Here is a 25375-nt window from a genome sequence, read left to right on the forward strand (position 1 = left end):
ATCAATAAAAATATTCTGACGGCTGTTGCGGCGGCAGAAAATGGGGAAATATTTGAGCTGGAAGGCTATGGTGCAGCCGGGATGTCAGGCAACACGCCTGTTGTATTGAAAAAAGATAAGACTGTGCCCATGCCCCATGGCAGCGAACTCATGATGCTGCCCCAGAGAAAGCCCATTGTCTATAATATCGCGAAAGACAAGTTTGAAATTATTGAACACAGCCCGTTTGATCCAAAAGAAAAAATATTCCCTGTTGCCATATTCAACTCGCCGGGATATGTGAACCGGCATTTCTGCGCTTACGATGATGAGGGAATCAAAAATTTGCTCCCATTGTTCTCTTATGGTGCGGTTGGATTTGGGAAAAACGATTTCAGATCTGCTGCCATACTTGTGGACACAGAACCCCGCCAGGATTTAAGACAAATGCCTCATAAAGGTGTTGTCAAAGGCGTCAACCAGATGCAGAAAAAATATCCTGGCAACCGCCTGATCCGGCATCTTGAAACCTGCGCCTTGCAATATGGCTGTCCTGCCGGGAAAAACTTTTTCCTCAAACGGTATGAAGCGCCTCTTCCCACATCAACGGTATGCAATGCCAATTGTCTTGGATGTATCTCCCTTCAAACAGAAAATAACCTGTGCGCCTGCCAGGAGAGAATCAGCTTTACCCCGAGCCCTGAAGAAATCGCCCAGGTGTCCCTTGAACATATTTTCCACGTTAAAAAGGCGGTCGTCAGTTTTGGCCAGGGATGTGAAGGAGATCCCTTAACTGCATTCAAAGCCATAGAGCCTGCCATAAGGCTTATCCGGGAGAAAACAGACAAGGGCACCATCAACCTGAACACAAATGCCAGCCTGCCCCGGCATGTTGAAAAATTATGCAAAGCCGGGCTTGATTCCATGAGGGTCAGCTTAAACTCCGTCAGAAAAAATTGCTATCACGCTTATTTCAGGCCAAAGTCCTATCAATTTTCAGATGTCCTTAAAAGTATTCAAGCAGCAAAACAGCGAGGAAAATTTGTTTCCATCAACTATCTTAACTGCCCGGGATTTACGGATTCCGAAAAAGAATTTGCTGCATTAAAAGAATTTATTGATGCCTATCAAATCGATATGATCCAATGGCGCAACTTAAACTTTGATCCTAAAAAATATTATGAACTTATGTCCAAAATAGAAGACGGCGGCAGGCCTTTGGGGATGGAAACCATCATTAAACAATTATCCAAATATTTTCCCAAATTGATTCATGGATATTTTAATCCGCCCCTATTTAATCCAATAAAAGGACGCCATGGAAAATAAAAAAATTACCATCATTGATGAAACCCTCAGGGAAGGTATGCAATACAGAGGATTAATGTTCTCCCCCACACAGCGGTTAAAGATTCTTGACTTCCAGGAAAAGCTAAATGTTGATATCTGCCAGGCAGGCTACCCTCCTGCCCATGATGTTGAAGTCGATACGGTCAGAACACTTTGCCGGCACGCCCAAAAAAACGAATATAAAATCCGCATTGCGGCCATGGGAAGGGCCAACATTCATGATGCCGCTATTCTGCTGGATACCCATGTGAATGATCTGCATTTTCATCTGCATATAAAAAATGATGTAACGCCTGATCAGCTTGATAATATTCTTCATGGCCTTTCAAAAACCATTGATTTTATCAGAAAAAAACATTCCAGCGCCAGCATCTCCATTGCCATGCTGGATATCGGCAGATCTGATGATCGTATTTTAGATCAATGCGTTTCATTTTTAAGTCATCACCATATAGATATGCTTTCTTTACCGGATACTTCGGGGATAATGGCCCCCAACCAAGTCTTTGAAAAAATAAATCGGCTTTCCTCTAAAACCGGGAATACAAACATATCAATTCACTGCCACAATGATATGGGTATGGCATCGGCCAACTCTATGATGGGAATTCTGGCAGGCGGAAGTGCCCTTGAGGCTTCTGCTTTGGGAATTGGAGAAAGAAACGGAATTGCCGATCTTTATACAACGGCAAAAACACTTCAGGACCAGGGCTTTGATATTAACCTTAACACGGATGATATCCCTGCATTTAAAGCCTATTATAAATATATTGATTCCATAATATATGAACAGACCCATGAGCACCTGTTAACCGTTAATACCCCTATGTTCGGGGATGCTGTCAAAACCCATGTGGCGGGCACCCATGCAGATGGAGACTACGGAATGATGTCAGAAGAACAATTCTTTTTAAATATTCTATGCGGCAGGCACATGGTTAAAAAATATCTGGAATTGCAGAACATCTCCCATGATGAAAAAAAACTGGAAGAGATAACTTTGAAAATAAAAACCCAAAGTTTCACCTGGGGCAGACGGCTGACCAGGGATGAAGTCAAGACCATTGCCGCATCATTTAATATGTGATCATTTAATAAATCCTTGATAAACCTACAAACATTGACCAAAAACTAAAATTTATAAAAAAATTATTTGCAAAACAGAGGATTTTCTGATTTAATTAAAGTTTTGAGTGATTTATTAAAATTTATCCTTTAGGGAATGTTGTTTGGATATAGATATTAAAGGGATTGTCGTTATTTGCGGGAATTACGGCAGTGGCAAAACCGAAACTGCGGTAAATCTTGCGGCAGCAAGAAAAAAGGACGGTATTGATGTAAAGATTGCTGATCTTGATCTTGTCAATCCCTATTTCAGAACCCGTGAAGCAAGAGTTTATCTTGAAGATATGGGGATTGAGGTTGTCTTGCCGGACAAAAAATACATGCATGCAGATCTTCCCATTCTCGCACCGGCCGTTGCCGGGATCATCCAGCAGCCGTCTGAACTGACCATTCTTGATGCCGGTGGAGATGATGCGGGAGTAACGGTGCTTGCCGCACTGGAAGACCATCTGTCCAAAAAAGAGGTCCATATGCTGCAGGTTATAAATCCATTCAGGCCGTTTACCGAAAATGTCCAAGGCTGTATCAAAATAAAAGAGGAGATTGAAAGCTCTTCAAAAATAAAGATAACAGGACTTGTCAGCAATGCCAATCTCATTGACGAGACAATACCTGAACATATTTATAAAGGGTATAATCTTTTAAAAGATATATCTTGCGAAACAGGACTTAAAATTGAATTTATTACGGCTGTATCACATTTAATACCGCAACTTGAGATGGATCGTTTTACCTGCCCCATACTGGAAATAAACAGGAAACTGAATCCTCCCTGGAAACGGGTTTGAGAACAAAGGAGTATTTTAAATGGCGTACCAACATATTATTGATTCTGAGCGGTGCAAGGGATGCGGGCTTTGTATCAACTTCTGTCCCAAAAAAGTACTAGAAATCACTGATAAGGTGAATGCGAAAGGACATTTTCCCGTATATCAGGCAAGACCTGATGATTGCATCCACTGCACCATATGCTGTATCATGTGCCCTGATGTTGCCATCAGCATTGTTGAAACCGAAAAAGTGAGCCCCGAAAAAGTGACCACTGATTAATGAATAAGGATAAAAAGAATGTCTAAAGTGTTAATGAAAGGGAATGAAGCGATTGGTGAAGCCGCAATCCGGGCTGGATGTAAAAATTATTTTGCATATCCCATCACCCCCCAGTCTGAAGTTGCCGAATACCTCGCAAAAAGGATGCCTGAAGTTGATGGCGTATTTTTGCAGGGCGAAAGCGAAGTGGCTGTCGGCTATATGATTTTTGGTGCAGCCGCTGCCGGTGAAAGAGTCATGACAACCTCTTCCAGTCCCGGTGTCAGTTTGATGAGTGAAGCCATCTCATATATTTCAGCGGCCCAGTGCCCTGCCGTATTTGTCAACATTATGCGGGGCGGCCCGGGACTCGGCGGTATTCTGCCTTCCCAGGGAGATTATTTCCAGGCCACCAAAGGCGGCGGTCACGGGGATTATCACCTGCTGGTTCTTGCACCGGACGGTGTTCAGGAAGCGGTTGAAATGACCATGAAAGCCTTCACTTTGGCAGAAAAATATCGCGGGCCGGTGATGATCTTAGGTGACGGATTAATCGGACAGATGATGGAGCCTGTGGAGTTCCCGGATGACCTTAAGACAGAACCGTCTAATAAAGACGACTGGGCAACCAGCGGCATGGACACAAGAAAAAGCAATAAAAGAAATCTTGTCAGATCTCTTTTCCTTGATCCAAAAGAGCTCAACGCGAACAACCTTGCCCTGAAAGCCAAATATGAACAGATGAAAAAAGAGGAAGTGCTGTACGAAGGGTATAATACAGACACGGATTATAAAGTCCTCATTGTCAGTTACGGCACCATGAGCCGTGTATGTAAAACATCCATTGATATGATGAAACAAGAAGGGATTGAAGTTGGGCTGTTAAGGCCGAAGTCCCTGTTTCCGTTTCCGGAAGAAGCGATTTTTAAAGCAGCTACCAAAGAAAGCTGCAAATCCGTCATCAGCATTGAAATGAGCATGGGACAAATGGTCGAGGATGTGGAACGCTGCATTAAAGGCCAGAAAAAAGTTGATTTTTATGGTGAATGCGGTGGGGAGATTCCTTCGCCTGAAAAAATTATCGATGTTATTAAAGGGCTGCTCTAATCGCAAAATTTAGGAGAAAAATATAATGGGAAAAACATTTTCAACGCCAAAAAGCTTCAGTGACAATTACACACATTATTGTCCCGGCTGTACCCATGGCATTGTTCACAGGCTTGTGGCAGAAGCTATTGACGAATTAGGTATAAGAGGAAGAACAGTGGGGATTGCCCCGGTCGGGTGTGCAGTGCTGGCATATAATTATTTTAATTTTGATTTCCAGGAAGCCGCGCATGGGCGTGCGCCTGCTATGGCAACGGGAATGAAAAGGGTCAGGCCCGATCTCATCGTTTTCACTTACCAGGGAGACGGTGACCTTGCCAGTATTGGTATGGGTGAAATCATCCATGCTGCCAACAGAGGTGAAAAATTTACAACCATTTTTATTAACAATGCCATTTATGGCATGACAGGCGGCCAGATGGCGCCGACAACCATGCCGGGTCAACGCGCCACCACAGCACCTATGGGCCGTGATACAGATCAGACCGGAATGCCCATAAGGATGGCGAACCTGTTGGGAGAGCTTGTGACCCCGGGATATGTTACCCGACAGGCGGTATTAAAACCCCAGCAGGTCAATAAAACTAAAAAAGCCATTAAAAAAGCCTTTGAATATCAGGTAGAAGGAAAATGTTTCAGTTTTGTGGAAGTTATCAGCACCTGCCCGACCAACTGGGGTCTGACACCACTTGATTCATTAAAATGGGCCGAGGACAATCTTCTGCCATATTATGAACTGGGAGATTACAAGGTACCTGAATAGGTATTATAATTTTTGGAGAAACCAATGCAAACAGAAATAAAATTTGCAGGATTTGGCGGCCAGGGAATTTTGCTCAGCGCAAAACTTTTAGCCTATGCAGCAATGAAACAAGATTTTTTTGTGGCCTGGGTGCCGTCATATGGACCTGAGATGAGAGGCGGAACCGCCTATTGTACCGTTGTGATCAGTGACAAAAGGATCGGCTCTCCCATCATTAAGAATCCGAGCCATCTTGTGGCTATGAACCGTCCGTCCCTGGAAAAATTTGCCAAGGATGTAAAACCGGGCGGTGTTATTTTTATAAACAGCTCTCTTATTCCCACCCGGAGTGAAAGAGATGATATTACCGAACTGATTGTTCCGGCAAATGATATTGCCACAAAAGCAGGCAGCATCAGAGCAGCTAACATTGTTGCATTAAGCGCATTCGCTGCAAAAACAAAGCTTGTTGATTTGGAAATTTTGAAAAACTGTGTTAAAGAAGAGTTTGCCGCCAAGGCAAAAATTATTCCGCTGAACATGAAAGCGTTTGATGATGGCGTGAATATCACAAATAACAGTTAAAGGTAATTATACAGACTATAAGGGGGCAGCATGATCAGAATAGAAATATCTCTTTTTCTTAAAAACGTACCTGGGGAACTTGCAAAATTAACTGAACTTTTAGCCGGAGACACTATTAATATTGATGCTATCACCATCCAGGATGCATCTGCATATGTCCAGAACCTTTTTGAAGCCAGAGGCAAATCTTTAAAAAGATTTGCATCCTCTGCAAGCTACAGTTCCATGAGAAGAGACTCTGCCCAATTTGCCCTGATCCGGCTCATTGTTGACCAGCCGGAAAAAGCCATAGATCTTTTAAAAGAAAACGATTATTTGTTTGATTCAAAGGAAGTCGTTGCCATTGACATTACAAACAAACCCGGTGAATTTACAAAAATTACCAAAAAATTTGGCGAGGAAGGTATTAATATTAATTATGTCTACGGGTCTGTGTCTGATTCAGACGGCAAATGCCTGTTCATATTCTGTCCTGAGGATGTTAAAACCGCAGCAAGCATTTTTAAAGACGGTTATTAGACCCTTAACTTCTTTTTAAACTATCAAAAGCAGCCATTTTCAGGGTTCCCCCAAATGGCTGCTTTTTTCCCTTAGGTCAAGCCAGTCAAAAAAATGATGTTATCAAGGCTTTCTCTTGTCTTTAAGAATCTGGTTTGAAATGACGATCCTCTGGATCTCGCTGGTGCCTTCATAAATGGTAAACACCCTTGCATCCCGGTAGAATCTTTCAACATCATAATCTTTGGTAAACCCGTATCCGCCATGCATTTGAATGGCTCTTGCCGCAATATCATTCACCATTTCAGATGCAAACAGCTTGGCAATGGAAGCCTCCTTTGTATAGGACTCTCCTCTGTCCTTCATGGATGCCGCTGAAAAAATCAATTGTTTGGCCGCTTCAATCTGAGTAGCCATATCCGCAATCTGGAACCGTATGCCCTGGTGCTTTGAAATGGCCATGCCAAATTGTTTTCTTTTTTTTGCGTATTTTATGGCAGCGTCAAAGGCAGCCATTGCAACACCGTATGATTGGGCAGCAATGCCGATTCTGCCACTGTCCAGACCTGACATGGCAATTTTAAAACCATCTCCTTCTTTACCCAGCATATTGGTTGCTGAAACCCTGCAGTTTTCAAGTATGATATCGGTTGTGTCAGATGCCCTCAACCCCATTTTGTCTTCCATATGGCCGACAATTAACCCTGGCGTTCCCTTGGGAATAATAAAACAGCTGATCCCCTTATGCCCTTTACTCTCATCAGTTTTTACAGTTACCAGGACTAGTTTTGAATGTTTGCCGGATGTAATAAATCGCTTGGTTCCATTTAAAATATAATGGTCGCCATCCCTGACAGCTGTTGCCTGCTGGCTGACCGGATCAGATCCGGCATCAGGCTCTGTCAGACCAAATGCACCAATTATTTCACCGGAAGCCAGGGGAACCAGAAACTCTTGTTTTTGCTCCTCTGTCCCAAATTTATAAAGACTTTCACACACAATTGAATTTTGAACCGACATAACAACTGATGTTGACGCACATGAGTAGGCAATCTCCGATAATGCCAACACATAGGAAATCGTATCCGCAGACTCACCGCCATATTCTTCAGGGATCATCATCCCCATTAATCCGAGTTCACCCATCTGCCGAAAATTTTCAGCGGGAAATTCCTTTGTTTTATCTCTTTCTGATGCGGTTGCTGCGATGACTTTCCGGGAAAACTCCCTGACCATATTCTGAATCATCAACTGTTCATCGGTAAGCTTGAATAACATGATTAACTCCTTTATTTCCCTGAAACGCTATGGTGCATACACCACAACAATAAGTTCTGCATCTGTTTTACCGGTATTTCGCAAGTCATGTTTAACGCCGGAATTAAAGTGGAGTGAATCCCCTTTTTTCAATTTGTTGACATGATCACCGACCTGGACTTCCACCTTCCCTTTAAGAACATAAACAAACTCCTCTCCCTCGTGCTGAAACCCCACCCCACCATGGCTTTTTTCAGCTTCAACCAGGATCCTGAAGGCTTTAAGATGTTTATTTTCAGCAGTGGGGGTCAATGGGGTATAAGCATAGTTATCCGTCCGCCTGGTATACGCCTTGGATCTTTCTTCAATGGCATCATCCTGCTCTTTCAGCAAAAAACTTGAATCAATATGAAGGGTTCTTGAAATTTGCAAAAGCGTTCCAACCGATGGTCTTTGATCACCTGACTCTATTTTCTTAATAAATTCTTTTGACAATCCTGTTTCATTGGCCATTGTGTCCAGACTAATTTTTTTATCCAGCCTGACCCGCCTTATCCTTTTGCCAATGGGTATAATTCCTTTCTTTTTCGCCATTTTATCTCCAATTAATCAATTATTTCAATCCAGTTTTCTTTATCTTCGGCTTTTCCGTATTGTATGTCGGTTAATGCATTATAAAACTTCATTGCTGTTTCACCGGGAGTCCCGTCACCTATGGAAATAACCTTATCACCATATTTTATTTCGCCGACAGGAGAAATAACCGCAGCGGTTCCAGAGCCGAACACTTCTTTGAGTTTTCCATCTTCATGGGCCTTAAACACTTCGTCAATACTGATTTTTCTTTCAGATATGTTCATCCCCCAGTTTTTTGCAAGGCTGATGACTGAATACCGTGTGATCCCGGGCAGAATAGTCCCGGTAAGGTTGGGGGTCACTAATTCATCATCTATGAGAAAGAAAATATTCATGGCACCGACTTCTTCTATATACTTTCTTTCAAGGGCATCAAGCCAGAGCACCTGGGCATACCCTTCCTTTTTTGCTTTTTCAGATGCAATCAAACTTGCTGCATAGTTCCCGGCAGTCTTAAATTCACCCACACCGCCTTTGGCTGCCCTGACATGGTCCTTTGAAACCCATATTTTCACCGGGTTCAATCCTTCGGCATAGTATGCACCAACAGAAGAAAGGATAATATAAAACTTATAGGTAAAGGATGCCCGAACGCCTAAGAACGGATCTGTTGCAATAATTGTGGGCCTTATGTACAGAGACGTCCCAATGGTTTCAGGAATCCATTTTTCTTCCAGCCTGATCAATTGTTTCAAGGCATCCATGACAAAATCAATATCAAAACGCGGGATGCACATTCCTTTTGCAGACCGGTTCATTCTTTCAAAATTATTCCTGGCCCTGAAAAGGCAGATCTTCTTATCCAGTGTTTTATAGGCTTTCAACCCCTCAAAAATGGCCTGACCATAATGAAGAACCATGGCGGAGGGGGAAATAGAGAGATCCGCATAAGGTTCTATCCGCGGGTCATGCCACCCAATATCCTCTGAATAATCCATGACAAACATATGATCCGTAAACACTTGGCCAAAGCCCAGATCAGAATCTTTGGGCCTTGTCCTGTTCGTCTTTGCCTGGGTGACTCTAATTTCCATACCATCCTCCGTGGATTCAATTAAAATTAACTTTGTTTATTTAAACTAAAATAAGCCTCCAATTTTTATTTTGTCAAGATAATTTCATCCCTTTATATTGACTGACTCATTTTTTTTAGGCTACTATATTAAATTATTTATTTGCTTAAGACAAAGGAAAAAATAATGAACATGAAATATCATATTGAAACAGCATGGAAACATTGCATCAATAACATTGTATCACTGATTATTTTAACGCTTGTGACCGCTGCTGTCAGTATTGTTTCCATCGGTATCCTGACGCCTGTTGCATTTGCAGGATATACCCATTCCCTGTTTCAATTATTAAAACACAACCGGGAACCCAAAGCCCAGGATGTTTTTTCGCAACTCCGATTATTTCTACCATTATTCATTTTCGGTCTGGTTGTCTTTATTATCACTGTCATCGGGTTTACCCTGTTTGTTATACCCGGTATTTTGTTCACCATTATAATGGGTTACACATGCCTCTATATGATCCCGATAATGGTGGACAAACAATATGGGCTTTTGGATGCCATTAAAAAAAGCATCTCCATGGTCACAAGCGCTCACCTTTCCGATCATATCATTGTCTTTATTATTTTTGCCGCACTGACGACCGTTGGCGGATCATCCTTTATCGGCTTTTTATTCCTTCAGCCCTTTGCAACATTGTTCCTTTTGTCTGTCTATGAAGAGATAAAATAAGAAAATCCATGCAACAACCTTCGAGCAGAAACTATGAGTTTGAGACCGGCATATATCGACCGCCAAGTGAAGGTGGCACTGCATCCCTCCTTTTACGGATGACGCGCAACTGCCCCTGGAACCATTGTACTTTCTGCGCCATGTATAAATCGGAAAAATTTGAACTGCGAAGCACTAAGGATATCATTCAGGATATCAATGTCATGCATGAAATATATTTACAGCTAAAAAAGATATCAATGCAGCAGGGCAAAGAAGGGCTGATTACGACCGAAATTTTTGATCAGTTCTTAAAAAAAACACCTGAACTTTATTTTCACCCTGGTATTTCCATGCTCTTCAACTGGCTGGCCGTTGGAGGGAAAACCGTCTTTTTACAGGATGCCGACAGCCTGATCATGAAAACGGATCACATGGTTCAGATCTTAAAACATTTAAAAACAACCTTTCCGACAATTCAAAGGGTCACTTCTTATGGCCGCTCCAGAACCATTGTAAGGAAACCAGCCATTGATCTTGAAAAAATTCGCAAGGCAGGTCTTAACCGGCTTCATATCGGGCTTGAAACAGGAGACGCCGCCCTGCTGAAAAAAATCAAAAAAGGCACCACGCCCGAAGACCATGTCAAAGGCGGCCAAAAAGCCATGAAAGCAGGTTTTCAGATTTCAGAATACTGGATGCCGGGACTGGGCGGAAAGGCCATGTCTTACGACCATGCAAAAAATACCGCCCATGTCCTCAATCAAATCAATCCCCATTACATCAGGTCACGGCCCTTTACCCCCAGGCCCGGAACCATATTCTTTGAAAAGGCTTCCAGGAACGAACTGGACCGAATGACCCCCAAAGAGCAGCTTTTGGAAATCAAACAAACACTTGAAACCCTGAATGTAACTTCCAGAATATGTTTTGACCATGCAGGAAATTTCTGGACCACACCAAATGGCAGACTCCTATTAAGCCAGAGTTATGAAGGGTATCAATTCCCTGAAGAAAAACAAAACTTGATGGGTCTGCTTGAAAAAGGCATCACGCATTATTCATAATTTAAAAAATAAATCTTCATTTATCAGTAAACAGACTGACCAAATCCAGCAATTCTTTCATGTAACAGGGTTTTGATAAAACAGCATCAAAATTACTCTTACTTTAAATATTGTTACATCCAACTTTGTTAGAAGCCTTTATTCCGATCCCGGAAAATAATTTCTGGAAATAATGAAGGGCCCGATGATGAGTCGAACCCTTCAATTAAAGGAACTAAGTTGTAACAATAGTGGAGGTGCCCAAAATGAAGAGAAAACGGACAAATTCTATTGTTACTTCTTGTCTGTTTGATTAATATAAAATCAAAACTAAAACAACCTGGATTTATTGCGTAAAAAATACTTGGATTTTCTAAGTAGTCGTTTTTTTTGTCGCCAGATATGACGATAAATTCATGTCTTTATTTGATATACCCATTTTTTTTCTGATATTCATTCGATGGGTCTCAACAGTACGTATAGAAACATTCAATAATTCGCAAATCTCTTTGGATCTTTTCCCGGTTTGAATTAATTTTGCAATCTGTGTTTCTGAAAGCGTAAAATTATAATCCTTGAATTCCATTTGACCGGAAAACGGTAATAAAACATCATTTATTTTTTGGGTTAATTGATCAACTAATTTTTGCTGAGTACCATTTAAGCTAGAATTATTTAATTTTGTAATGGTCGGCTCAACAATATTTTTCATATTTAAAATGATTTCTTTTTCAACTTCGACTCTATCTTCATCCTTCTTTTTCAACAGCACATTTAAGGCTATATTTAAATCTTCAAGAGAAGAAGCCCTTTCTTTTACCCGTTGTTCAAGCTTTTCATGGCTCTCTTTCAATGCCTGTTCTGCGCGTTTCCGGTCGGTAATATCTATTGCGATTTCCATTCGCACAAAATGGCCGTCTACCCAAAGGATCGCCTGGTCATGCAGTTCGTACCACCTTCCAATTTTCTTATTGTAAAATTCCCATATATGAGGTTCGGTCGGGTTCCCGTCCGCATCTGTTAATTTGTCATTCGTGCAGAATTCACAAGGCCCTTTTAAATTTTTATGAATTGATTTCCAGCAGATACTGCCCGTCAGGTCAGTTCCAAAAAGATTCTTCATATGATCATTCATGAAAAATATCTCATGTGATTTCATATCAGCAATATAAATGGATGAATTAAGGCTGTTAAGGATAGTCTCTAATGGGGATCCCAAAGCATTATAGGAATCGCCCCTTTCTTTGAAAATTTTTCCGCCCATTGTCATTACCCGATACGATTTAAAATAGTGATTAATAATGCAGTATCAAAATAAATTATTTTTGTATATAGGTATAAACCCCTATTTTTGAAGAAAAAAATCCTACAGGAGATCCGACGTCATTAATTTCTATACATCATGGATATTATAAGCTGCTTTTCAATTCAGGTGCGGCTGCCCTTTTACGGCTCCTTATATAAATAGCATTTCGTCACCATTTGTGCTATACCACTTTCCATGGAGAAGTATTAATATTTATCTAAATTCATCGGATTTATATGCCATGAAAACAATGAAAGCACTTGTAAAAGCAAAGCCTGAAGAAGGTTTATGGCTTCAGGATGTTCCAATTCCCGGAATCAGTTATAATGAGGTGCTGATAAAAATCAAAAAAACTGCCATCTGCGGGACGGATGTCCATATCTATAACTGGGATAAATGGTCCCGGGAAACCATTCCCGTTCCCATGCACATCGGCCATGAATTTGTGGGAACAATTGAAAAAGTCGGCTCCCATGTGGTCGATTTTAAGCCGGGAGACCTGGTTTCTGGTGAAGGCCACCTGGTTTGCGGCCGTTGCAGAAACTGCCTGGCCGGGCGACGGCATTTATGCATGAACACAAAAGGGGTGGGTGTCAACAGACCGGGTGCCTATGCCGAATATCTTGCCATACCGGTCACCAATGTCTGGTATTGTAATAAAAACATCCCCCTGGATGTGCTTGCCTGTTTTGATCCCCTGGGAAATGCAACTCACACGGCTCTCTCCTTTGATGTCCTGGGAGAAGATGTTCTGATTACAGGGGCCGGCCCCATCGGATGCATGGCCGCCGCCATTGCAAAACATGCAGGTGCCCGGTATATAGTGGTGACAGATATCAATCCTTACAGACTCAATCTTGCTAAAAAAGCAGGCGCCACCTTAGCCATTGATGTGACTAAACAGAGTGTTGAACAGGCCAAAAAAGACCTTGGCATGAAAGAAGGGTTTGACGTGGCCATGGAAATGTCAGGCAACCCTTCCGCCTTAAAATCAATCCTTGATAACATGTGTCATGGCGGGAAAATTGCTCTTCTCGGCATCATGCCCGATAATACGGATATTGACTGGAACAAAGTTGTGTTTAACATGCTGACAATCAAGGGCATCTATGGCAGGGAAATGTATGAAACCTGGTATAAGATGACCAGTATGATTCAAACTGGACTTGATATTTCACCTTTAATTACCCATAAATTCCATTACACCCAATTTGAAAAAGGATTTGAGGTGATGCGGTCGGGTCAATCAGGAAAAGTCATACTTGACTGGGATTAAATATCTATTTTTTTGGAGTAAAACAAAATGTCCACCAGCAAACTTGATACATCCTTAACAAAGGAATTAGAAGCGTTAAAACAAGAAGGAAGGAGCAAATCCCCTGAAAGAATAATTGAACAATACATCCCGCCTAAGGATGAATCTGGCCCTCGGTATAAAATGGTTGGAAGTAATAATAAGTTTATCCGGCTCAACTCCAATTCTTACTTATCCCTTTCCAATCATCCCGAGCTTATAGCTGCGGCAGACAAAGCAACCCACAAATTCGGTGTTGGCCCGGGTGCGGTAAGATTTATTGATGGAACCTTTATCCATCATGACAAACTTGAAAAAAGAGTGGCCAAATTTGCGGATAAACCTGCTGCCAAAATTTTTAATTCAGCCTACACCTCGAACTGCGGGCTTGCTCTGACGCTTTCCAATAAAAAAACCCATTGGATCGGGGACCAGCTCAATCATAACAGCATTATCAGGGCCATGCGAATCAGCAACATACCCAGGGAAAACAAAGGCATTTTCAAACATAATGATATGACAGACCTGAAGCGCTGTCTTGGTGAAGTCCGCCCTGACATCGAGCGTATTATCGTCATATTTGACGGAATTTTCAGTATGCGGGGTGACTATGCGCCCATTGATAAAATCAATCAGATCTGCAAGGCATACGATTCAAAATTCAAGGATGGGGTCATCACTATTGTCGATGATTCACACGGGATCGGTGCCTATGGTGATACTGGCCGGGGCACGTCTGATTTTTGCAATGCGTCACCTGATATTATTATAGGAACTTTTGGAAAAGCCTTTGGGGTGAATGGAGGATTTATTGCGGCAAGCAAAACCATTATCGAATCAGTCCGGCAAAAGGCGGACACTTATATTTATACAAACCCTTTAAGTGTTGCCGATTGTGCTGCTGCCATAAAAGCCATTGATATTTGCGACAGTGATGAGGGCCTTAATCTGTTAAAAAGCTTAAAAGAAAGAACTGCTCAGTTCCGGCAGGGGCTTGAGAGACTTGGAAAAGAATCCATAAAAGGTCCCCACCCGGTTGTCCCGTTAATGGTAAGAGATACCCCAAAAACCCATGATCTTGTAAAATATTTATTCGACCATGGTGTGCTGGTTGTCGGATTAACCTTTCCCGTGGTGCCCAAAGGGGATGAGACCATCAGATTTCAAATTAATGCCTGCCATACATCTGCCGATATAGAATATGTAATTGAATTATTAAGTACTTTTGACTAACACAATATAATGATGAATTTCCCATGTTTACCTGCAAATAAAAATAGGAAGCGCAATAAATATGCAAAACATTCTTGAGAACAAAAAAATCCTTGTGGTTGATGATGAGCCGGATATTTTGGAAACCCTTGAAGAGTTGCTCTACATGTGTTCGGTCGACACAGCCTCAACCTTTGAAGAGGCCATCCATTTTTTAAAGAACAATACCTATGATATTGCTGTCTTGGACATTATGGGTGTTAAAGGCTATGATCTTTTGAGGGCCACTAATAAAATGGATATTCCCGCCCTGATGCTGACGGCCCACGCACTCACTCCGGACAATTTAAAACGATCCGTTGAACAGGGAGCAGATGCCTATGTCCCCAAAGATAAGCTTGCGGACATTTCCATCTATATCGCAGACGTGTTGACAGCAAGAAAAGAAGGTAAAAAATCCCATGTCACATGGTTTTCATTGCTTAAGCCGCTGTTTGATAAACTATTTGGTGAAGGTTGGAGGCAAACAGACAGGGAATTCTGGGATGAATTTGATAAGAAACATATAGCATCAAGGAATGACATTCAAAAAATGGAATGACTATAATGGAATTTTTACAATAAACTCAGCCCCTTTCCCATTGTCTGAACTTAACCTAAGGGTTCCTCCCATATCCTTTAACAATACCATTACCCCGGCAAGGCCCAGGCCATGACTTTGAATGGCAGTCTCAATGGATGATCCCGTTGTAAAATAGGTTTCAAAAATTCTTTGATGGTCTGCCGGCGAAATGCCCCGCCCGTCGTCTTTCACTTTTAAGGTCAGCTGATTTTCCTCAATGCTGCCTGAAATCTCCACAAAAGAAGATCGATGTTTAAATGCATTGGTAGCAAGATTCCGCAAAACCTGCCTCACCTTGGCCTCATCAAGGTGAACCATTGTTTTCCAGACTTTTGGATCAAAAGACAACCTGGCACCACTGGCCTGAACCGCCTGCACTAGCTCATTATAGGTTTTAATTTTTCGAATATCCTCTGCCACGGCGGGATCAGAAAGATCAAATATTTCCATTAAGACAGATGTTACAAGAACTGAGATGGGGAAATCAGAAGTGATCATGACTCCCTCCCTGGATCTTCCGAGCTCCATCACATCATTCACAAGCCGTTGGGTTATCAATGTATTTCTTATGATTCTTTTTAGCACTTTTATCTGCTTGTCTGTCAGAGGGCCATAGGAACCCTGTCGATTCAAAAGTGATTTTGCCCCGGCATCTATTACTGAGATGGGAACCTTTAGATCATGGATAAGAATTTCTGTCTTAATGGTGGTATCTGGCATTTTTCTCTTTAGCCCTTAAAATCCTTGCAATTTCAATCAATGATTTTATATATTGTAGGCAATTGTTACAAATTAGCTATATATTAGCAAGAACATTTAAGACCCTTTAATTTATAATATTTGGCAAATTGTAAATTTTGTTATACGAGGATCGAATACTCTTGTAAAGTCTTTTGGGGTTTATTTATGAAAAACGATGCGGATTATGTTGCTGCGCTTGAAAACAAGATAAAAAAACTGGAAGAACAGAATAAAGAGCTTAATAATATTATTTTTAAAGCCCCTATTCCCATATTTGTTGTCGATAAGAACCATACGATCACTCATTTCAACCAGGCGCTTGAAGAACTGTCCGGGCTGTCTGCTAAGGATATGATCGGAACAAAGGACCAATGGAAGGCTTTTTATTCGTCAAAGCGCCCGGTTATGGCGGATCTTATCGTTGACAAATCTTCAGATGCCCAGATTATTGAGCGTTATGGCTTAAAATATAACCGGTCATCCAAGGATAAAGGAAAATTTGCAGCCACTGATTTGTTTCCGGATCTAGGTGAAGAAGGAAAATGGCTTTTTTTTACGGCCTCCGCATATACGAACAGTCATGGTAATATTGCCGGTGCAGTTGAAACCCTTCAGGATGTCACAGAAGAAAAAATTGCCGAAAAAAAAACCAGTGAACTATACCATATCTATCGAAAAATCCTGGAATTTATTCCATATCCCATTGTTGTTTATGATGATAATGGATTGGTTTCCTACGTAAATCCATCTTTTTCAACAATTTTTGGCTGGTCTATCAAAGAACTCAAAGGCAAACCGGTTCCGTTTGTACCCGAAACGCTTGAAGCGGAAACCACTGATATAGTGAACAAATTCAAAAAGAACAAATTTATTGCCCGTTACGAAACCCAACGTCTGACACGGGATGGCAAGGTCCTTGATGTAGTGATCCGGGCAGCTTCCCATTCAAGATATAAACCCGATTCAACGGATAACTTTGTCATTTTAAGGGACATTACCGAAGAAAAAAGGATCGAAGCAAACAATAAGACCATTATGAGAATCAGTGCTGTTCTCCCGGAATATCCTGAGCTTGAAGACCTGATGAATTATATTTCAAAAGAGGTCAAAGGGCTTTTAAATACAGAAGGCGCGCTGGTTCTTTTATATGATGAAATTACAGATGAGTTGTTTTTCACAGGAGGCGCCTATGATGATTCAGATACAGAAAAAAGAGCAAAAACCTTCCGGTTTCCTGCTGATTCGCTCCTGGCAGGAAAAATTATTAAAACCGGTGAATATGCCCTGGTAAATGATACTGAAAAATTAATGAATGATTATCCTGAAAGGGATGGAAAATTGGGATATAAAACAAAAAGTCTCCTGGAAGTGCCTATTAAAAGTGAGGACAGAATCATTGGGGTTCTTTGTGCCATTAACAAAAAACAGAACCTGTTTAATTATAAAGATATGGAACTGATGACAATGATTGCAGGGACCGTTGCCATCTCAATTGAAAATGCAAGGTTTTCAGAAGCCGTCAGGGAGGCATACAGGGATGTGGCTTCCATGAACCGGGCCAAAGGAAAAGCCATTAACCACCTCTCCCATGAACTGAAGACGCCGGTCGCTGTCCTTACTGGTTCCCTGCAAATATTAAATAAAAAACTTGAGTCCGTGCCCGGTATAAAAGTCGATGCCACATTGAACAGAATTGAAAGAAATCTGGACAGGATTGTTGATATCCAGGATGAAGTGGCAGATATTATGAAAGACAAAACCTATTCCGCCCAAAAACTTTTACTAAAAATGTTTGAGACCTGTCAGGACGAACTGGAGACACTTGTCCAGCAGAGCCTGGATGCAGGCCCTCTTGAACATTCGATCAGGCAATTGATTGATGAAAAATTCGGTCCCAGGTCCATTAGTTACAGATCGATTAACTTTGCTGAATATTTTAACGACCTTTACGCTTCCTCTAAGCCTGAGTTTGAATTCAGGGATATTAACATTGAGATTTACAGTGATGATAATCTGCCATCTCTTCTGCTGCCGGAAGAAATCTTGAATAAAATGGTAAACGGGCTTGTTAAGAATGCCATTGAAAACACCCCGGACAAAGGGGATATTCATATTTCCATTGAAACAAAAGATTCCGGCATTCTTTTGAGTATCCATGACTTTGGAGTAGGGATTGAAGCAGATGCCCAAAAAAGGATCTTTGAAGGTTTTTTTACTACCCAGGATGCGTTATTGTATTCAACCAAAACACCTTTTGCGTTTAATGCCGGTGGAAAAGGTGCAGACCTGTTGAGGATGAAAATATTTTCAGAGCGTCTTGGTTTTACACTGAAAATGGAATCAGAGCGATGCCGTTTCCTTTTGGAGAACAGGGACACCGAATGTCCAGGTGACATTGAAGCGTGTCACTTTTGTCATACCCATCAGGATTGTTTGAATTCCGGATACTCCATTTTTAAGATATTCTTCCCTTCTGGAAAAAAATAAAAAAAGTCTTTGACAAACCAGAACAAATTAAATTATTACTGATAACGTATTAAGACCGAGCGCTCGTTTGGTTTGTTAAAGCTGAACAAAAGTTGCGTTCTTAAATTTTTATGTTTTATCCTTTTTCCAAGGAGTACTGTTTTATGAATAGTCTTCATAACTTTACCTTTTTTGACATTTATGAAAAAAATGCGCTCTATAAAGGTTCCTCCTGTGCTATTCAATGGGAAGCTGAGGATATCACGTATTCCGATCTTTTTTTGCAGACTGCCAAACTTGCCAATGGCCTCAAAAATTTGAACCTTCCTGCCGGCAGCAGAATAGCCGTTCTCTGCAAAAACCATCCTGTCTTTTTTCATCTGTTTGGTGCCGCATCGGCGCTCAATCTGACGCTTGTTCTCATCAACCGGCGGTTAAGTGGGGATGAAGTATCATATATTATCGAGGACACCACACCCTCTTTAATTTTTTGTGACAAAGAAATGGCGGATCAAGCCAGAACACTTAAAAAATCATTTTCATGCCTCGAACATTGTTATGTTGTTGATGAAAATGATACGGATTTTTCAAATCTGTATCACTCTTCTCCTCTTAAAATCCCGGTACCCTGCCGCCCAAATGATCCTTTTATTATTATCCATACGGCAGCCATGCAGGGAAAACCAAGGGGCGCTGTTCTTGGACAGGAAAATATCATCTTAGCAAACCAGCAAATCATCCACGCTTTTGGGCTTGATGAAACCAAAACCTATTTGAATATTTTGCCAATATTTCACATTATGGGAATTAACTTAGGTTTAGGGACTCTTCAGGCCGGTGGTAAAAATGTAATACAAGAAAAATTTGATCCCCCCAAAACCCTAGAACTTATCCAGGAACAAAAAGTCAATTTTTTTGGTTCCTTCCCACCTATATTAACAAACCTTATAGATGCCATGGAAGACGGTAATTATGATCTGTCAAGCCTTGAAATAGCTGCCGGGCTTGAGATGCCTGATACAGCAAAAAAATGGGAGTCCTGTACGAATTCCAAATTCTGGACCATGTACGGACAGACTGAAACGTCAGGCCTGATTACCTTTACCGAATACTTTACAAAATCTGGTTCAGCAGGTGTTATCTCACCGCTTGCCAATATTAAAATTGCAGATGACTTTGATACGCTTTTATCTGTCGGTGAAACCGGGGAAATCCTTGTCAAAGGACCATTGGTTTTCCAGGGATATTGGAATGCCGATGAACTGAATGCCCACACCTTCAGAGGTGGCTGGCACCATACCGGAGACCTTGGAATGATTGACGCTGACGGATTCTTGTTTTTTAAGGGCCGAAAGGCAGAAAAAGAACTCATCAAGCCGGGTGGAGAAAATGTTTTTCCCGCAGAGGTGGAAAAAGCCATTCTTGAGCATGATGCCGTCAAAGAAGTCTGTGTGTTTGGTGTACCTGATCCCAAATTTGGGGAAGGCATAAAAGCGGTTTGTTCGCTGAACCCTGGCTGTAGCCTGACAAAGGATGATCTGATCAAGTTTTGCGGATCACTCATTGCAGGGTACAAAAAACCAAGATATGTTGAGTTCATCAACGAGTTGCCCAAGACAGAGAATAACGCAATTGACCGTGAAAAAACAAAAGCGAAATACGCCTGAAAATAACTCAATTTTTTGGGAACACGGTTTTTGTCTTGACACTCTATGGTTGATTTACTATGGATAATTTTAGGGCCATCCTGAGTTATAAATCGGATTATAAAGGTTCCTAACGCTTTATCCATCAATAGAGTCAAGGCATATTAATGAATGATTTAATGATAGGATTAGGAGGAGAGTGTTAGCTTCAACCGTTTTTCATCAAGCAATTAACTTTTTTGGGGATACAAGGTTTCTTTAATTTGACTTAAAGAATTTGGATTTTATATGGCATATTTAAATATTTCAAACGTTACACTCGCTTTTGGCGGACTTAAAGCTCTTTCCAATGTAGACATGAAAATTGAGCCGGGTCTGATCACATCAATTATTGGCCCCAATGGTGCCGGCAAAACCAGTATGCTTAACTGTATATCAGGTTTTTACCACCCCACCCGTGGTGACATTTATTACAAGGAAAAAAAGCTGACCCATGCTTCCCCCCACCAGGTGTCGAATATGGGGATTTCAAGAGCATTTCAAAATCTTGAACTTTTTTCCGGCCTTTCGGTTTTGGACAATCTTCTGTTGGCCCGCCACCAGAATTTGAAATACAGCTTTCTGCATGCTGTCTTATTTTATGGGAAGGCCTCAAGGGTTGAAGCTGAAAACAGGGCCTATGTGGAAGGCGTTATTGACTTTATGGAGCTGGAAGCCCACAGGAAAAGCCTTGTAGGAAACTTAAGCTATGGTATCCAGAAAAAGGTCGAAGTGGCCCGGGCATTAACCCTTGGACCGGATATCCTTCTTCTGGATGAACCCATGGCTGGAATGAACCAGGAGGAAAAAGAGGATATTGTCCGGTTTGTCATGGATATTCAAAAAGAGCGCAACATTACTGTGGTGCTTGTAGAACATGATCTTGGTGTTGTCATGGATATTTCAGATATAATCTATGTCCTGGATTTTGGTGAAGTAATAGGTTCCGGCACACCTGAAGAAATTGCCCAGAATTCTAAAGTAATTGAAGCCTATATTGGAGAGGATTAATATATATGACTACCAATGACAAACTACTTGAATACTCCATCCCCCAATTGCTTCGCTGGCGGGTTAAAAAAACACCTCAGCGCCCGGCATTAAGAGAAAAAGATTTTGGCATCTGGAATACTTATGCCTGGGAAGATTACTATGATTATGTTAAAAAAACTGCTTTGGGCCTTAAAGCAATCGGTCTTGGCAAAGGCGATACCATTGCCATCATCAGTGACAATATCCCTGAAATTTTGTTTGTGGCCATCGGCGGGCATTCCATTGGTGCCATTTCTGCCGGCATATACCAGACCAGCATGCCCCATGAAATTGCCCAGATCCTTCAATATCTTAAAGTCAGTGTGGTATTTTGTGACAACCAGGAACAGGTGGATAAAGTTCTTGATGTCAGAGATCAGATCCCCAATGTTAAAAAAGTTATTTTTGAAGATCCAAGGGGCATGCGAGAGTATATGTCAGATGACTGGTTCATTGACATTACAGATCTTTACAAACTGGGTGAGAAAGAGCATGAAAAAAATCCTGATCTTTTTGAAACCCTTGTGGACAAAGGAAAACCGGATGATATCTGTCATTTGTGCCTTACATCAGGGACAACAGGGCTGCCAAAAGGCACAGAGCTGACCCACAAAAATTATATCAATATGGGATTGCAGATCACCGAAGTTGATCATCTTGAACCCACTGACGAATATGTCTCTTTTCTGCCCTTTGCCTGGATCGGGGAACAGATGAATTCTTTCGGGGTTGCCATGGCAACCGGGATAACGCTTAATTTTCCTGAATCCGTTGAAACAGCCATGTCGGATCTAAAAGAGATCGGGCCCCACTTCATGTTTGGTGCCCCCAGGATTTATGAAACCATCCGGTCTGAAATATGGTTAAAAATTGATCAGTCATACTGGCTGAACAAACTTTTTTATAATTATTTCATAAAAGTGGGGTTAGAAGCTGCTGATTACAAAATGACAGGAAAATCCATGCCTTTTGGGTTAAAAATAAAATCATGGCTGGGCACACAATTGATATTCAGACCTCTTGTTAACCAAATTGGTTTTCTTCGGTTAAGAAGAGCTTACACGGGTGGTGCGGCCTTAGGGCCGGAACTTTTCACCTTTTACCAGGCAATCGGTGTTAACTTAAAACAAATCTATGGACAGACAGAGATAGTCGGCATTGCGTACATGCACAGAGACGGCGATGTAAGACCGGAGACAGTCGGAAAACCCCTGCCCGGAACTGAGTGTAAAATTGCTGAAGACGGGGAAATACTTTCCAGATCTGATTCTGTTACGCCAGGCTATTATGATCTTCCGGAAAAAACCGAAGAATTGCTTGAGGGTGGTTGGCTTCATTCAGGAGATGCAGGGTTCATAGATGAGAATGGGCATCTGGTTGTTATCGACCGTCTCTCCGATGTCATGCACAGCAATAAAGGGGAAATGTTTTCCCCCATGTTCCTTGAAAATTCCCTTAAATTCAGTCCTTATATAAAAGAAGCGATTATTTACGGGAACAAGGAAGATTTTGTGGCCTGCCTGATCAACGTTGATCCCGTTGTTGTGGGCAAATGGGCGGAGGACCGGGGCATTTCCTTTACTACCTATATGGATCTTTCAAGCAAGCCTGAGGTTGCCAAACTCATGATGGAACAGGTGCTGGATGTCAATTCACGGGCTGAAAAAGAACATTTTAAAATTAAACGGTTTGCACTGCTTTATAAACTGCTTGATACGGATGACGGGGAGTTGACCAAGACCGGCAAGATCCGCCGTAAATTTGTACAGGAAAGATACCAGAACCTGTATGATTTCCTTTATGATGAATCTGTTGATAAAAAAGAGGTTGAGGCATCCTTCCAATATCAGGACGGGCAGTCCACAACGGTTAAAACAAATATTGAATTTTACACGGTGAAAGGAATCTGATGAGTTATTTTTTTCAAATTGTAGTCAGCGGTATTGTGGTGGGCTCCATCTATGCATTGGCTGCTCTTGGACTTGTACTGGTCTATAAATCAAGCCGGGTGGCAAACTTTGCCCATGGGCAGATTATTGCAGCCGGTGCTTTTATCACCTATTATTTAACTGTATCTATCGGGGTTCCCGTTTTCTTTTCATTTTTGGCCAGCATGATTATTACCTTTTTCCTAGCCATGAGTGTGGAAAAAATTTTCTTAAGGCGTCTGATCGGAGAACCCATTATATCCGTTATTATGGTCACCATTGGATTGGGATCAATCCTTGACGGCCTGATTTATCTGACACCCTTTGGAAGTGAAAATTTTTCATTCCCGGTCTTTCTTCCCCAGCAACCCCTGTCTCTCGGCGGTGTTTCCATATCCTGGACACAGCTTGTGGGGGTCATCATAACCTTTATTTTGATCGGGGGACTCTCCTGGTTCTTTAAAAAATCAACCATTGGAATATCCATGAGAGCCGTGTCTGACGATCAATTTGCTTCCATGTCCGTGGGGATCTCAGTCCCAAGAGTTTTTGGCCTTGCCTGGGCCCTGGCTGGATTGTCTGCTGCTGCTGCAGGGTGTATTATCGGCAATATAACAGGGCTTAATTTTGATACCCTCCATGCATTTGGGATTGTCGTGTTCCCGGTTATCATTCTGGGGGGGCTTGATTCCATCCTTGGCGCAGTTGTGGCAGGAATCATCATTGGATTGATCCAGCAGTTTTCCAGCGGATACCTGGACGGCAACTGGGGCTTGAGCGGTACAGGTGAAGTCATGCCCTATATCATCCTGGTAGTTGTACTTTTTTTTAAACCACATGGATTATTTGGAATCCATGAAATTGAGCGAGTGTAATCTATGTCAGCAAATTCATGGTTAGCAACAGGAAATTTTTTTACGAAGTATAAACAGGAACAACGGACATTTCTCACAAGCCTGGACAGATCGTTTTTCACCTTTTTTCTGGTCCTCCTGTTTGGATGGCCCCTGCTGTTTGAGTTGAGCAATAAATACATGCTGGTGGTTGACAATATTCTCATTGCCATTGTTGCCGTCATGGGTTTGAACCTTGTGACAGGGTTTGCCGGCCTGATATCAATAGGTCATGCCGCCTTTGTGGGGATTGGTGCGTATACCATAGCATCTTTTTGTCGGACAATGGGAGATTCCCATATTATTATTACCCATTTCTGGCCGGTATTGATCGTTGTAAGCGGCCTTGTGGGAGCTGTATTTGGCGCAATTGTCGGCCTGCCGGCATTGAGGCTTAAGCATTTGTATCTTGCCATTGCCACACTTTCCTTTCAGATGATTTTTGAATGGACGATTCAATTCATGACCTTTTTTAACCAGGGACAGACCATTTATGTTGGCAGAGTTTTCTGGTTTACCGGTAAGGTCGGAAGAAAGGATCATTACCTTTTCTGGTATTTCGTTATACTGACCATTGTAATTCTTTTAGGATTCGGGATCAGAAATCTTTTAAAAACCCGATATGGTAGAAGCCTTGTAGCTGTCAGGGACAATGACAGGGCGGCAGATGCCATGGGAATGAATCCCGGACTTACAAAGGTCTATGCTTTTGCCCTGGCCGGTTTTTTTGCAGGAATAGCCGGTGCGTTGCATGCCTATGTTTATCGGGGTGTCGGATTTGAATCCTTTACCCTTCATGAATCCATCGGTTATCTTGCCATGGCCATTGTCGGAGGATTGGGAACTTTGAATGGGTCTTTCTGGGGGCCGGTAGCCTTAAAATTTCTTGATCTACAGGTGGAAACCCTGGCTGAAACCGTTGGTCAATACATGCCGTCAGGTATGAATCTGGCAACGGCATTAAAACCCTTTACATTTGGCCTGGTCATTGTCCTGTTTTTAATATTTGAACCCCGGGGGATTGCAAACTGGTGGAGGATCACAAAATCATACACCAAATTATGGCCATTTAGGTATTAAGGTTACTTTACACCTTTAATATATTTTTTTTAGTA

At 41.8% G+C, this 25375-nt stretch carries 24 protein-coding genes; 19 read left to right on the forward strand and 5 right to left on the reverse strand.

Features of this window, described 5'->3' with window-relative positions; translation table 11 throughout:
- Positions 1 to 81 precede the first annotated feature (81 nt).
- From HGJ91_RS13890 to HGJ91_RS13925, 8 genes are all read left to right on the forward strand, one after another.
- Complete coding sequence (locus tag HGJ91_RS13890; protein ID WP_291348413.1) at positions 82 to 1308, forward strand: radical SAM protein; 1227 nt, start codon at positions 82 to 84, stop codon at positions 1306 to 1308.
- A complete protein-coding gene (locus HGJ91_RS13895; protein WP_291348414.1) occupies positions 1298 to 2416 on the forward strand; it encodes a hypothetical protein in 1119 nt (372 codons plus the stop codon). Before HGJ91_RS13890 ends, HGJ91_RS13895 begins: the two co-directional genes overlap by 11 nt.
- Before the next feature lie 142 nt (positions 2417 to 2558).
- The gene (locus HGJ91_RS13900) at positions 2559 to 3242 is read left to right on the forward strand and encodes a cobalamin biosynthesis protein CbiA (protein WP_291348415.1); all 684 of its coding nucleotides are present in this window, start codon (positions 2559 to 2561) and stop codon (positions 3240 to 3242) included.
- Positions 3243 to 3261: 19 nt separating this feature from the next.
- Complete coding sequence (locus HGJ91_RS13905) at positions 3262 to 3504, forward strand: ferredoxin family protein (protein ID WP_291348416.1); 243 nt, start codon at positions 3262 to 3264, stop codon at positions 3502 to 3504.
- An 18-nt stretch (positions 3505 to 3522) separates the two neighbouring features.
- Positions 3523 to 4590, forward strand: coding sequence for a 3-methyl-2-oxobutanoate dehydrogenase subunit VorB (vorB, locus tag HGJ91_RS13910; RefSeq protein ID WP_291348417.1), 1068 nt, complete (start codon positions 3523 to 3525; stop codon positions 4588 to 4590).
- A gap of 25 nt (positions 4591 to 4615) precedes the next feature.
- Complete coding sequence (locus HGJ91_RS13915) at positions 4616 to 5353, forward strand: thiamine pyrophosphate-dependent enzyme (protein ID WP_291348418.1); 738 nt, start codon at positions 4616 to 4618, stop codon at positions 5351 to 5353.
- Between the two features lie 24 nt (positions 5354 to 5377).
- On the forward strand, positions 5378 to 5917 hold the full coding sequence (locus HGJ91_RS13920; RefSeq protein WP_291348419.1) for a 2-oxoacid:acceptor oxidoreductase family protein: 540 nt from the start codon (positions 5378 to 5380) through the stop codon (positions 5915 to 5917).
- A gap of 30 nt (positions 5918 to 5947) precedes the next feature.
- A complete protein-coding gene (locus HGJ91_RS13925; RefSeq protein ID WP_291348420.1) occupies positions 5948 to 6436 on the forward strand; it encodes an amino acid-binding protein in 489 nt (162 codons plus the stop codon).
- Positions 6437 to 6538: 102 nt separating this feature from the next.
- On the opposite strand, the gene HGJ91_RS13930 is transcribed toward HGJ91_RS13925, so the two are convergent.
- Genes HGJ91_RS13930 through HGJ91_RS13940 form a run of 3 tightly spaced genes read right to left on the reverse strand, consistent with a single transcriptional unit; the run spans position 6539 to position 9342 of the window.
- On the reverse strand, positions 6539 to 7693 hold the full coding sequence (locus HGJ91_RS13930; protein WP_291348421.1) for an acyl-CoA dehydrogenase family protein: 1155 nt from the start codon (positions 7691 to 7693) through the stop codon (positions 6539 to 6541).
- A 27-nt stretch (positions 7694 to 7720) separates the two neighbouring features.
- Positions 7721 to 8266, reverse strand: a complete 546-nt coding sequence (locus HGJ91_RS13935; RefSeq protein ID WP_291348422.1) for an XRE family transcriptional regulator — start codon at positions 8264 to 8266, stop codon at positions 7721 to 7723.
- A gap of 11 nt (positions 8267 to 8277) precedes the next feature.
- Positions 8278 to 9342 carry a branched-chain amino acid aminotransferase gene (locus tag HGJ91_RS13940; RefSeq protein WP_291348423.1) on the reverse strand — a complete coding sequence of 355 codons (1065 nt, stop codon included), beginning with the start codon at positions 9340 to 9342 and terminating at the stop codon, positions 8278 to 8280.
- 165 nt (positions 9343 to 9507) lie between these two features.
- Here HGJ91_RS13940 and HGJ91_RS13945 point away from each other — a divergent pair, with 165 nt between their 5' ends.
- Together HGJ91_RS13945 and HGJ91_RS13950 are read left to right on the forward strand one after the other, a co-directional pair.
- On the forward strand, positions 9508 to 10056 hold the full coding sequence (locus HGJ91_RS13945; protein ID WP_291348424.1) for a hypothetical protein: 549 nt from the start codon (positions 9508 to 9510) through the stop codon (positions 10054 to 10056).
- Positions 10057 to 10064: 8 nt separating this feature from the next.
- A complete protein-coding gene (locus HGJ91_RS13950) occupies positions 10065 to 11102 on the forward strand; it encodes a radical SAM protein (protein WP_291348425.1) in 1038 nt (345 codons plus the stop codon).
- A 352-nt stretch (positions 11103 to 11454) separates the two neighbouring features.
- On the opposite strand, the gene HGJ91_RS13955 is transcribed toward HGJ91_RS13950, so the two are convergent.
- On the reverse strand, positions 11455 to 12345 hold the full coding sequence (locus HGJ91_RS13955; protein ID WP_291348426.1) for a LuxR C-terminal-related transcriptional regulator: 891 nt from the start codon (positions 12343 to 12345) through the stop codon (positions 11455 to 11457).
- Between the two features lie 292 nt (positions 12346 to 12637).
- Here HGJ91_RS13955 and tdh point away from each other — a divergent pair, with 292 nt between their 5' ends.
- From tdh to HGJ91_RS13970, 3 genes are all read left to right on the forward strand, one after another.
- Positions 12638 to 13663 (forward strand): L-threonine 3-dehydrogenase, encoded by a 1026-nt coding sequence (tdh, locus tag HGJ91_RS13960; RefSeq protein ID WP_367142611.1) that lies wholly within the window; start codon positions 12638 to 12640, stop codon positions 13661 to 13663.
- 27 nt (positions 13664 to 13690) lie between these two features.
- Positions 13691 to 14914 (forward strand): aminotransferase class I/II-fold pyridoxal phosphate-dependent enzyme, encoded by a 1224-nt coding sequence (locus HGJ91_RS13965; protein ID WP_291348428.1) that lies wholly within the window; start codon positions 13691 to 13693, stop codon positions 14912 to 14914.
- A gap of 61 nt (positions 14915 to 14975) precedes the next feature.
- Complete coding sequence (locus tag HGJ91_RS13970; protein ID WP_291348429.1) at positions 14976 to 15494, forward strand: response regulator; 519 nt, start codon at positions 14976 to 14978, stop codon at positions 15492 to 15494.
- Here the strand turns inward: HGJ91_RS13970 and HGJ91_RS13975 are convergent, their stop codons facing one another.
- Positions 15495 to 16235, reverse strand: a complete 741-nt coding sequence (locus HGJ91_RS13975) for a HAMP domain-containing sensor histidine kinase (protein WP_291348430.1) — start codon at positions 16233 to 16235, stop codon at positions 15495 to 15497.
- 186 nt (positions 16236 to 16421) lie between these two features.
- On the opposite strand from HGJ91_RS13975, the gene HGJ91_RS13980 reads away from it, so the two are divergent.
- The 6 genes from HGJ91_RS13980 to HGJ91_RS14005 all read left to right on the forward strand — a co-directional run bounded on the left by HGJ91_RS13980 (position 16422) and on the right by HGJ91_RS14005 (position 25340).
- The gene (locus tag HGJ91_RS13980) at positions 16422 to 18743 is read left to right on the forward strand and encodes a PAS domain S-box protein (RefSeq protein WP_291348431.1); all 2322 of its coding nucleotides are present in this window, start codon (positions 16422 to 16424) and stop codon (positions 18741 to 18743) included.
- Between the two features lie 143 nt (positions 18744 to 18886).
- Positions 18887 to 20389 carry an AMP-binding protein gene (locus tag HGJ91_RS13985; RefSeq protein WP_291348432.1) on the forward strand — a complete coding sequence of 501 codons (1503 nt, stop codon included), beginning with the start codon at positions 18887 to 18889 and terminating at the stop codon, positions 20387 to 20389.
- A 267-nt stretch (positions 20390 to 20656) separates the two neighbouring features.
- A complete protein-coding gene (locus HGJ91_RS13990; protein ID WP_291348433.1) occupies positions 20657 to 21418 on the forward strand; it encodes an ABC transporter ATP-binding protein in 762 nt (253 codons plus the stop codon).
- A gap of 5 nt (positions 21419 to 21423) precedes the next feature.
- On the forward strand, positions 21424 to 23349 hold the full coding sequence (locus HGJ91_RS13995; RefSeq protein ID WP_291348434.1) for an AMP-binding protein: 1926 nt from the start codon (positions 21424 to 21426) through the stop codon (positions 23347 to 23349).
- Positions 23349 to 24242: a branched-chain amino acid ABC transporter permease gene (locus HGJ91_RS14000; RefSeq protein ID WP_291348435.1), complete on the forward strand. Its 894-nt coding sequence runs from the start codon at positions 23349 to 23351 to the stop codon at positions 24240 to 24242. Before HGJ91_RS13995 ends, HGJ91_RS14000 begins: the two co-directional genes overlap by 1 nt.
- 3 nt (positions 24243 to 24245) lie before the next feature.
- Positions 24246 to 25340 (forward strand): branched-chain amino acid ABC transporter permease, encoded by a 1095-nt coding sequence (locus HGJ91_RS14005; protein ID WP_291348436.1) that lies wholly within the window; start codon positions 24246 to 24248, stop codon positions 25338 to 25340.
- Positions 25341 to 25375 lie beyond the last annotated feature (35 nt).

The organism is Desulfobacula sp. (assembly GCF_014237455.1).
Lineage (GTDB): Bacteria > Desulfobacterota > Desulfobacteria > Desulfobacterales > Desulfobacteraceae > Desulfobacula.

Bases quoted from the DNA above. Each gene is read 5' to 3' on its own strand.
- HGJ91_RS13890 (WP_291348413.1), top strand. From the start codon at position 82: ATGTCAGGCAACACGCCTGTTGTATTGAAAAAAGATAAGACTGTGCCC.
- HGJ91_RS13895 (WP_291348414.1), top strand. From the start codon at position 1,298: ATGGAAAATAAAAAAATTACCATCATTGATGAAACCCTCAGGGAAGGT.
- HGJ91_RS13905 (WP_291348416.1), top strand. From the start codon at position 3,262: ATGGCGTACCAACATATTATTGATTCTGAGCGGTGCAAGGGATGCGGG.
- vorB (WP_291348417.1), top strand. From the start codon at position 3,523: ATGTCTAAAGTGTTAATGAAAGGGAATGAAGCGATTGGTGAAGCCGCA.
- HGJ91_RS13915 (WP_291348418.1), top strand. From the start codon at position 4,616: ATGGGAAAAACATTTTCAACGCCAAAAAGCTTCAGTGACAATTACACA.
- HGJ91_RS13920 (WP_291348419.1), top strand. From the start codon at position 5,378: ATGCAAACAGAAATAAAATTTGCAGGATTTGGCGGCCAGGGAATTTTG.
- HGJ91_RS13925 (WP_291348420.1), top strand. From the start codon at position 5,948: ATGATCAGAATAGAAATATCTCTTTTTCTTAAAAACGTACCTGGGGAA.
- HGJ91_RS13930 (WP_291348421.1), bottom strand. From the start codon at position 7,693: ATGTTATTCAAGCTTACCGATGAACAGTTGATGATTCAGAATATGGTC.
- HGJ91_RS13935 (WP_291348422.1), bottom strand. From the start codon at position 8,266: ATGGCGAAAAAGAAAGGAATTATACCCATTGGCAAAAGGATAAGGCGG.
- HGJ91_RS13940 (WP_291348423.1), bottom strand. From the start codon at position 9,342: ATGGAAATTAGAGTCACCCAGGCAAAGACGAACAGGACAAGGCCCAAA.
- HGJ91_RS13945 (WP_291348424.1), top strand. From the start codon at position 9,508: ATGAACATGAAATATCATATTGAAACAGCATGGAAACATTGCATCAAT.
- HGJ91_RS13950 (WP_291348425.1), top strand. From the start codon at position 10,065: ATGCAACAACCTTCGAGCAGAAACTATGAGTTTGAGACCGGCATATAT.
- HGJ91_RS13955 (WP_291348426.1), bottom strand. From the start codon at position 12,345: ATGGGCGGAAAAATTTTCAAAGAAAGGGGCGATTCCTATAATGCTTTG.
- tdh (WP_367142611.1), top strand. From the start codon at position 12,638: ATGAAAGCACTTGTAAAAGCAAAGCCTGAAGAAGGTTTATGGCTTCAG.
- HGJ91_RS13965 (WP_291348428.1), top strand. From the start codon at position 13,691: ATGTCCACCAGCAAACTTGATACATCCTTAACAAAGGAATTAGAAGCG.
- HGJ91_RS13970 (WP_291348429.1), top strand. From the start codon at position 14,976: ATGCAAAACATTCTTGAGAACAAAAAAATCCTTGTGGTTGATGATGAG.
- HGJ91_RS13975 (WP_291348430.1), bottom strand. From the start codon at position 16,235: ATGCCAGATACCACCATTAAGACAGAAATTCTTATCCATGATCTAAAG.
- HGJ91_RS13980 (WP_291348431.1), top strand. From the start codon at position 16,422: ATGAAAAACGATGCGGATTATGTTGCTGCGCTTGAAAACAAGATAAAA.
- HGJ91_RS13985 (WP_291348432.1), top strand. From the start codon at position 18,887: ATGAATAGTCTTCATAACTTTACCTTTTTTGACATTTATGAAAAAAAT.
- HGJ91_RS13990 (WP_291348433.1), top strand. From the start codon at position 20,657: ATGGCATATTTAAATATTTCAAACGTTACACTCGCTTTTGGCGGACTT.
- HGJ91_RS13995 (WP_291348434.1), top strand. From the start codon at position 21,424: ATGACTACCAATGACAAACTACTTGAATACTCCATCCCCCAATTGCTT.
- HGJ91_RS14000 (WP_291348435.1), top strand. From the start codon at position 23,349: ATGAGTTATTTTTTTCAAATTGTAGTCAGCGGTATTGTGGTGGGCTCC.
- HGJ91_RS14005 (WP_291348436.1), top strand. From the start codon at position 24,246: ATGTCAGCAAATTCATGGTTAGCAACAGGAAATTTTTTTACGAAGTAT.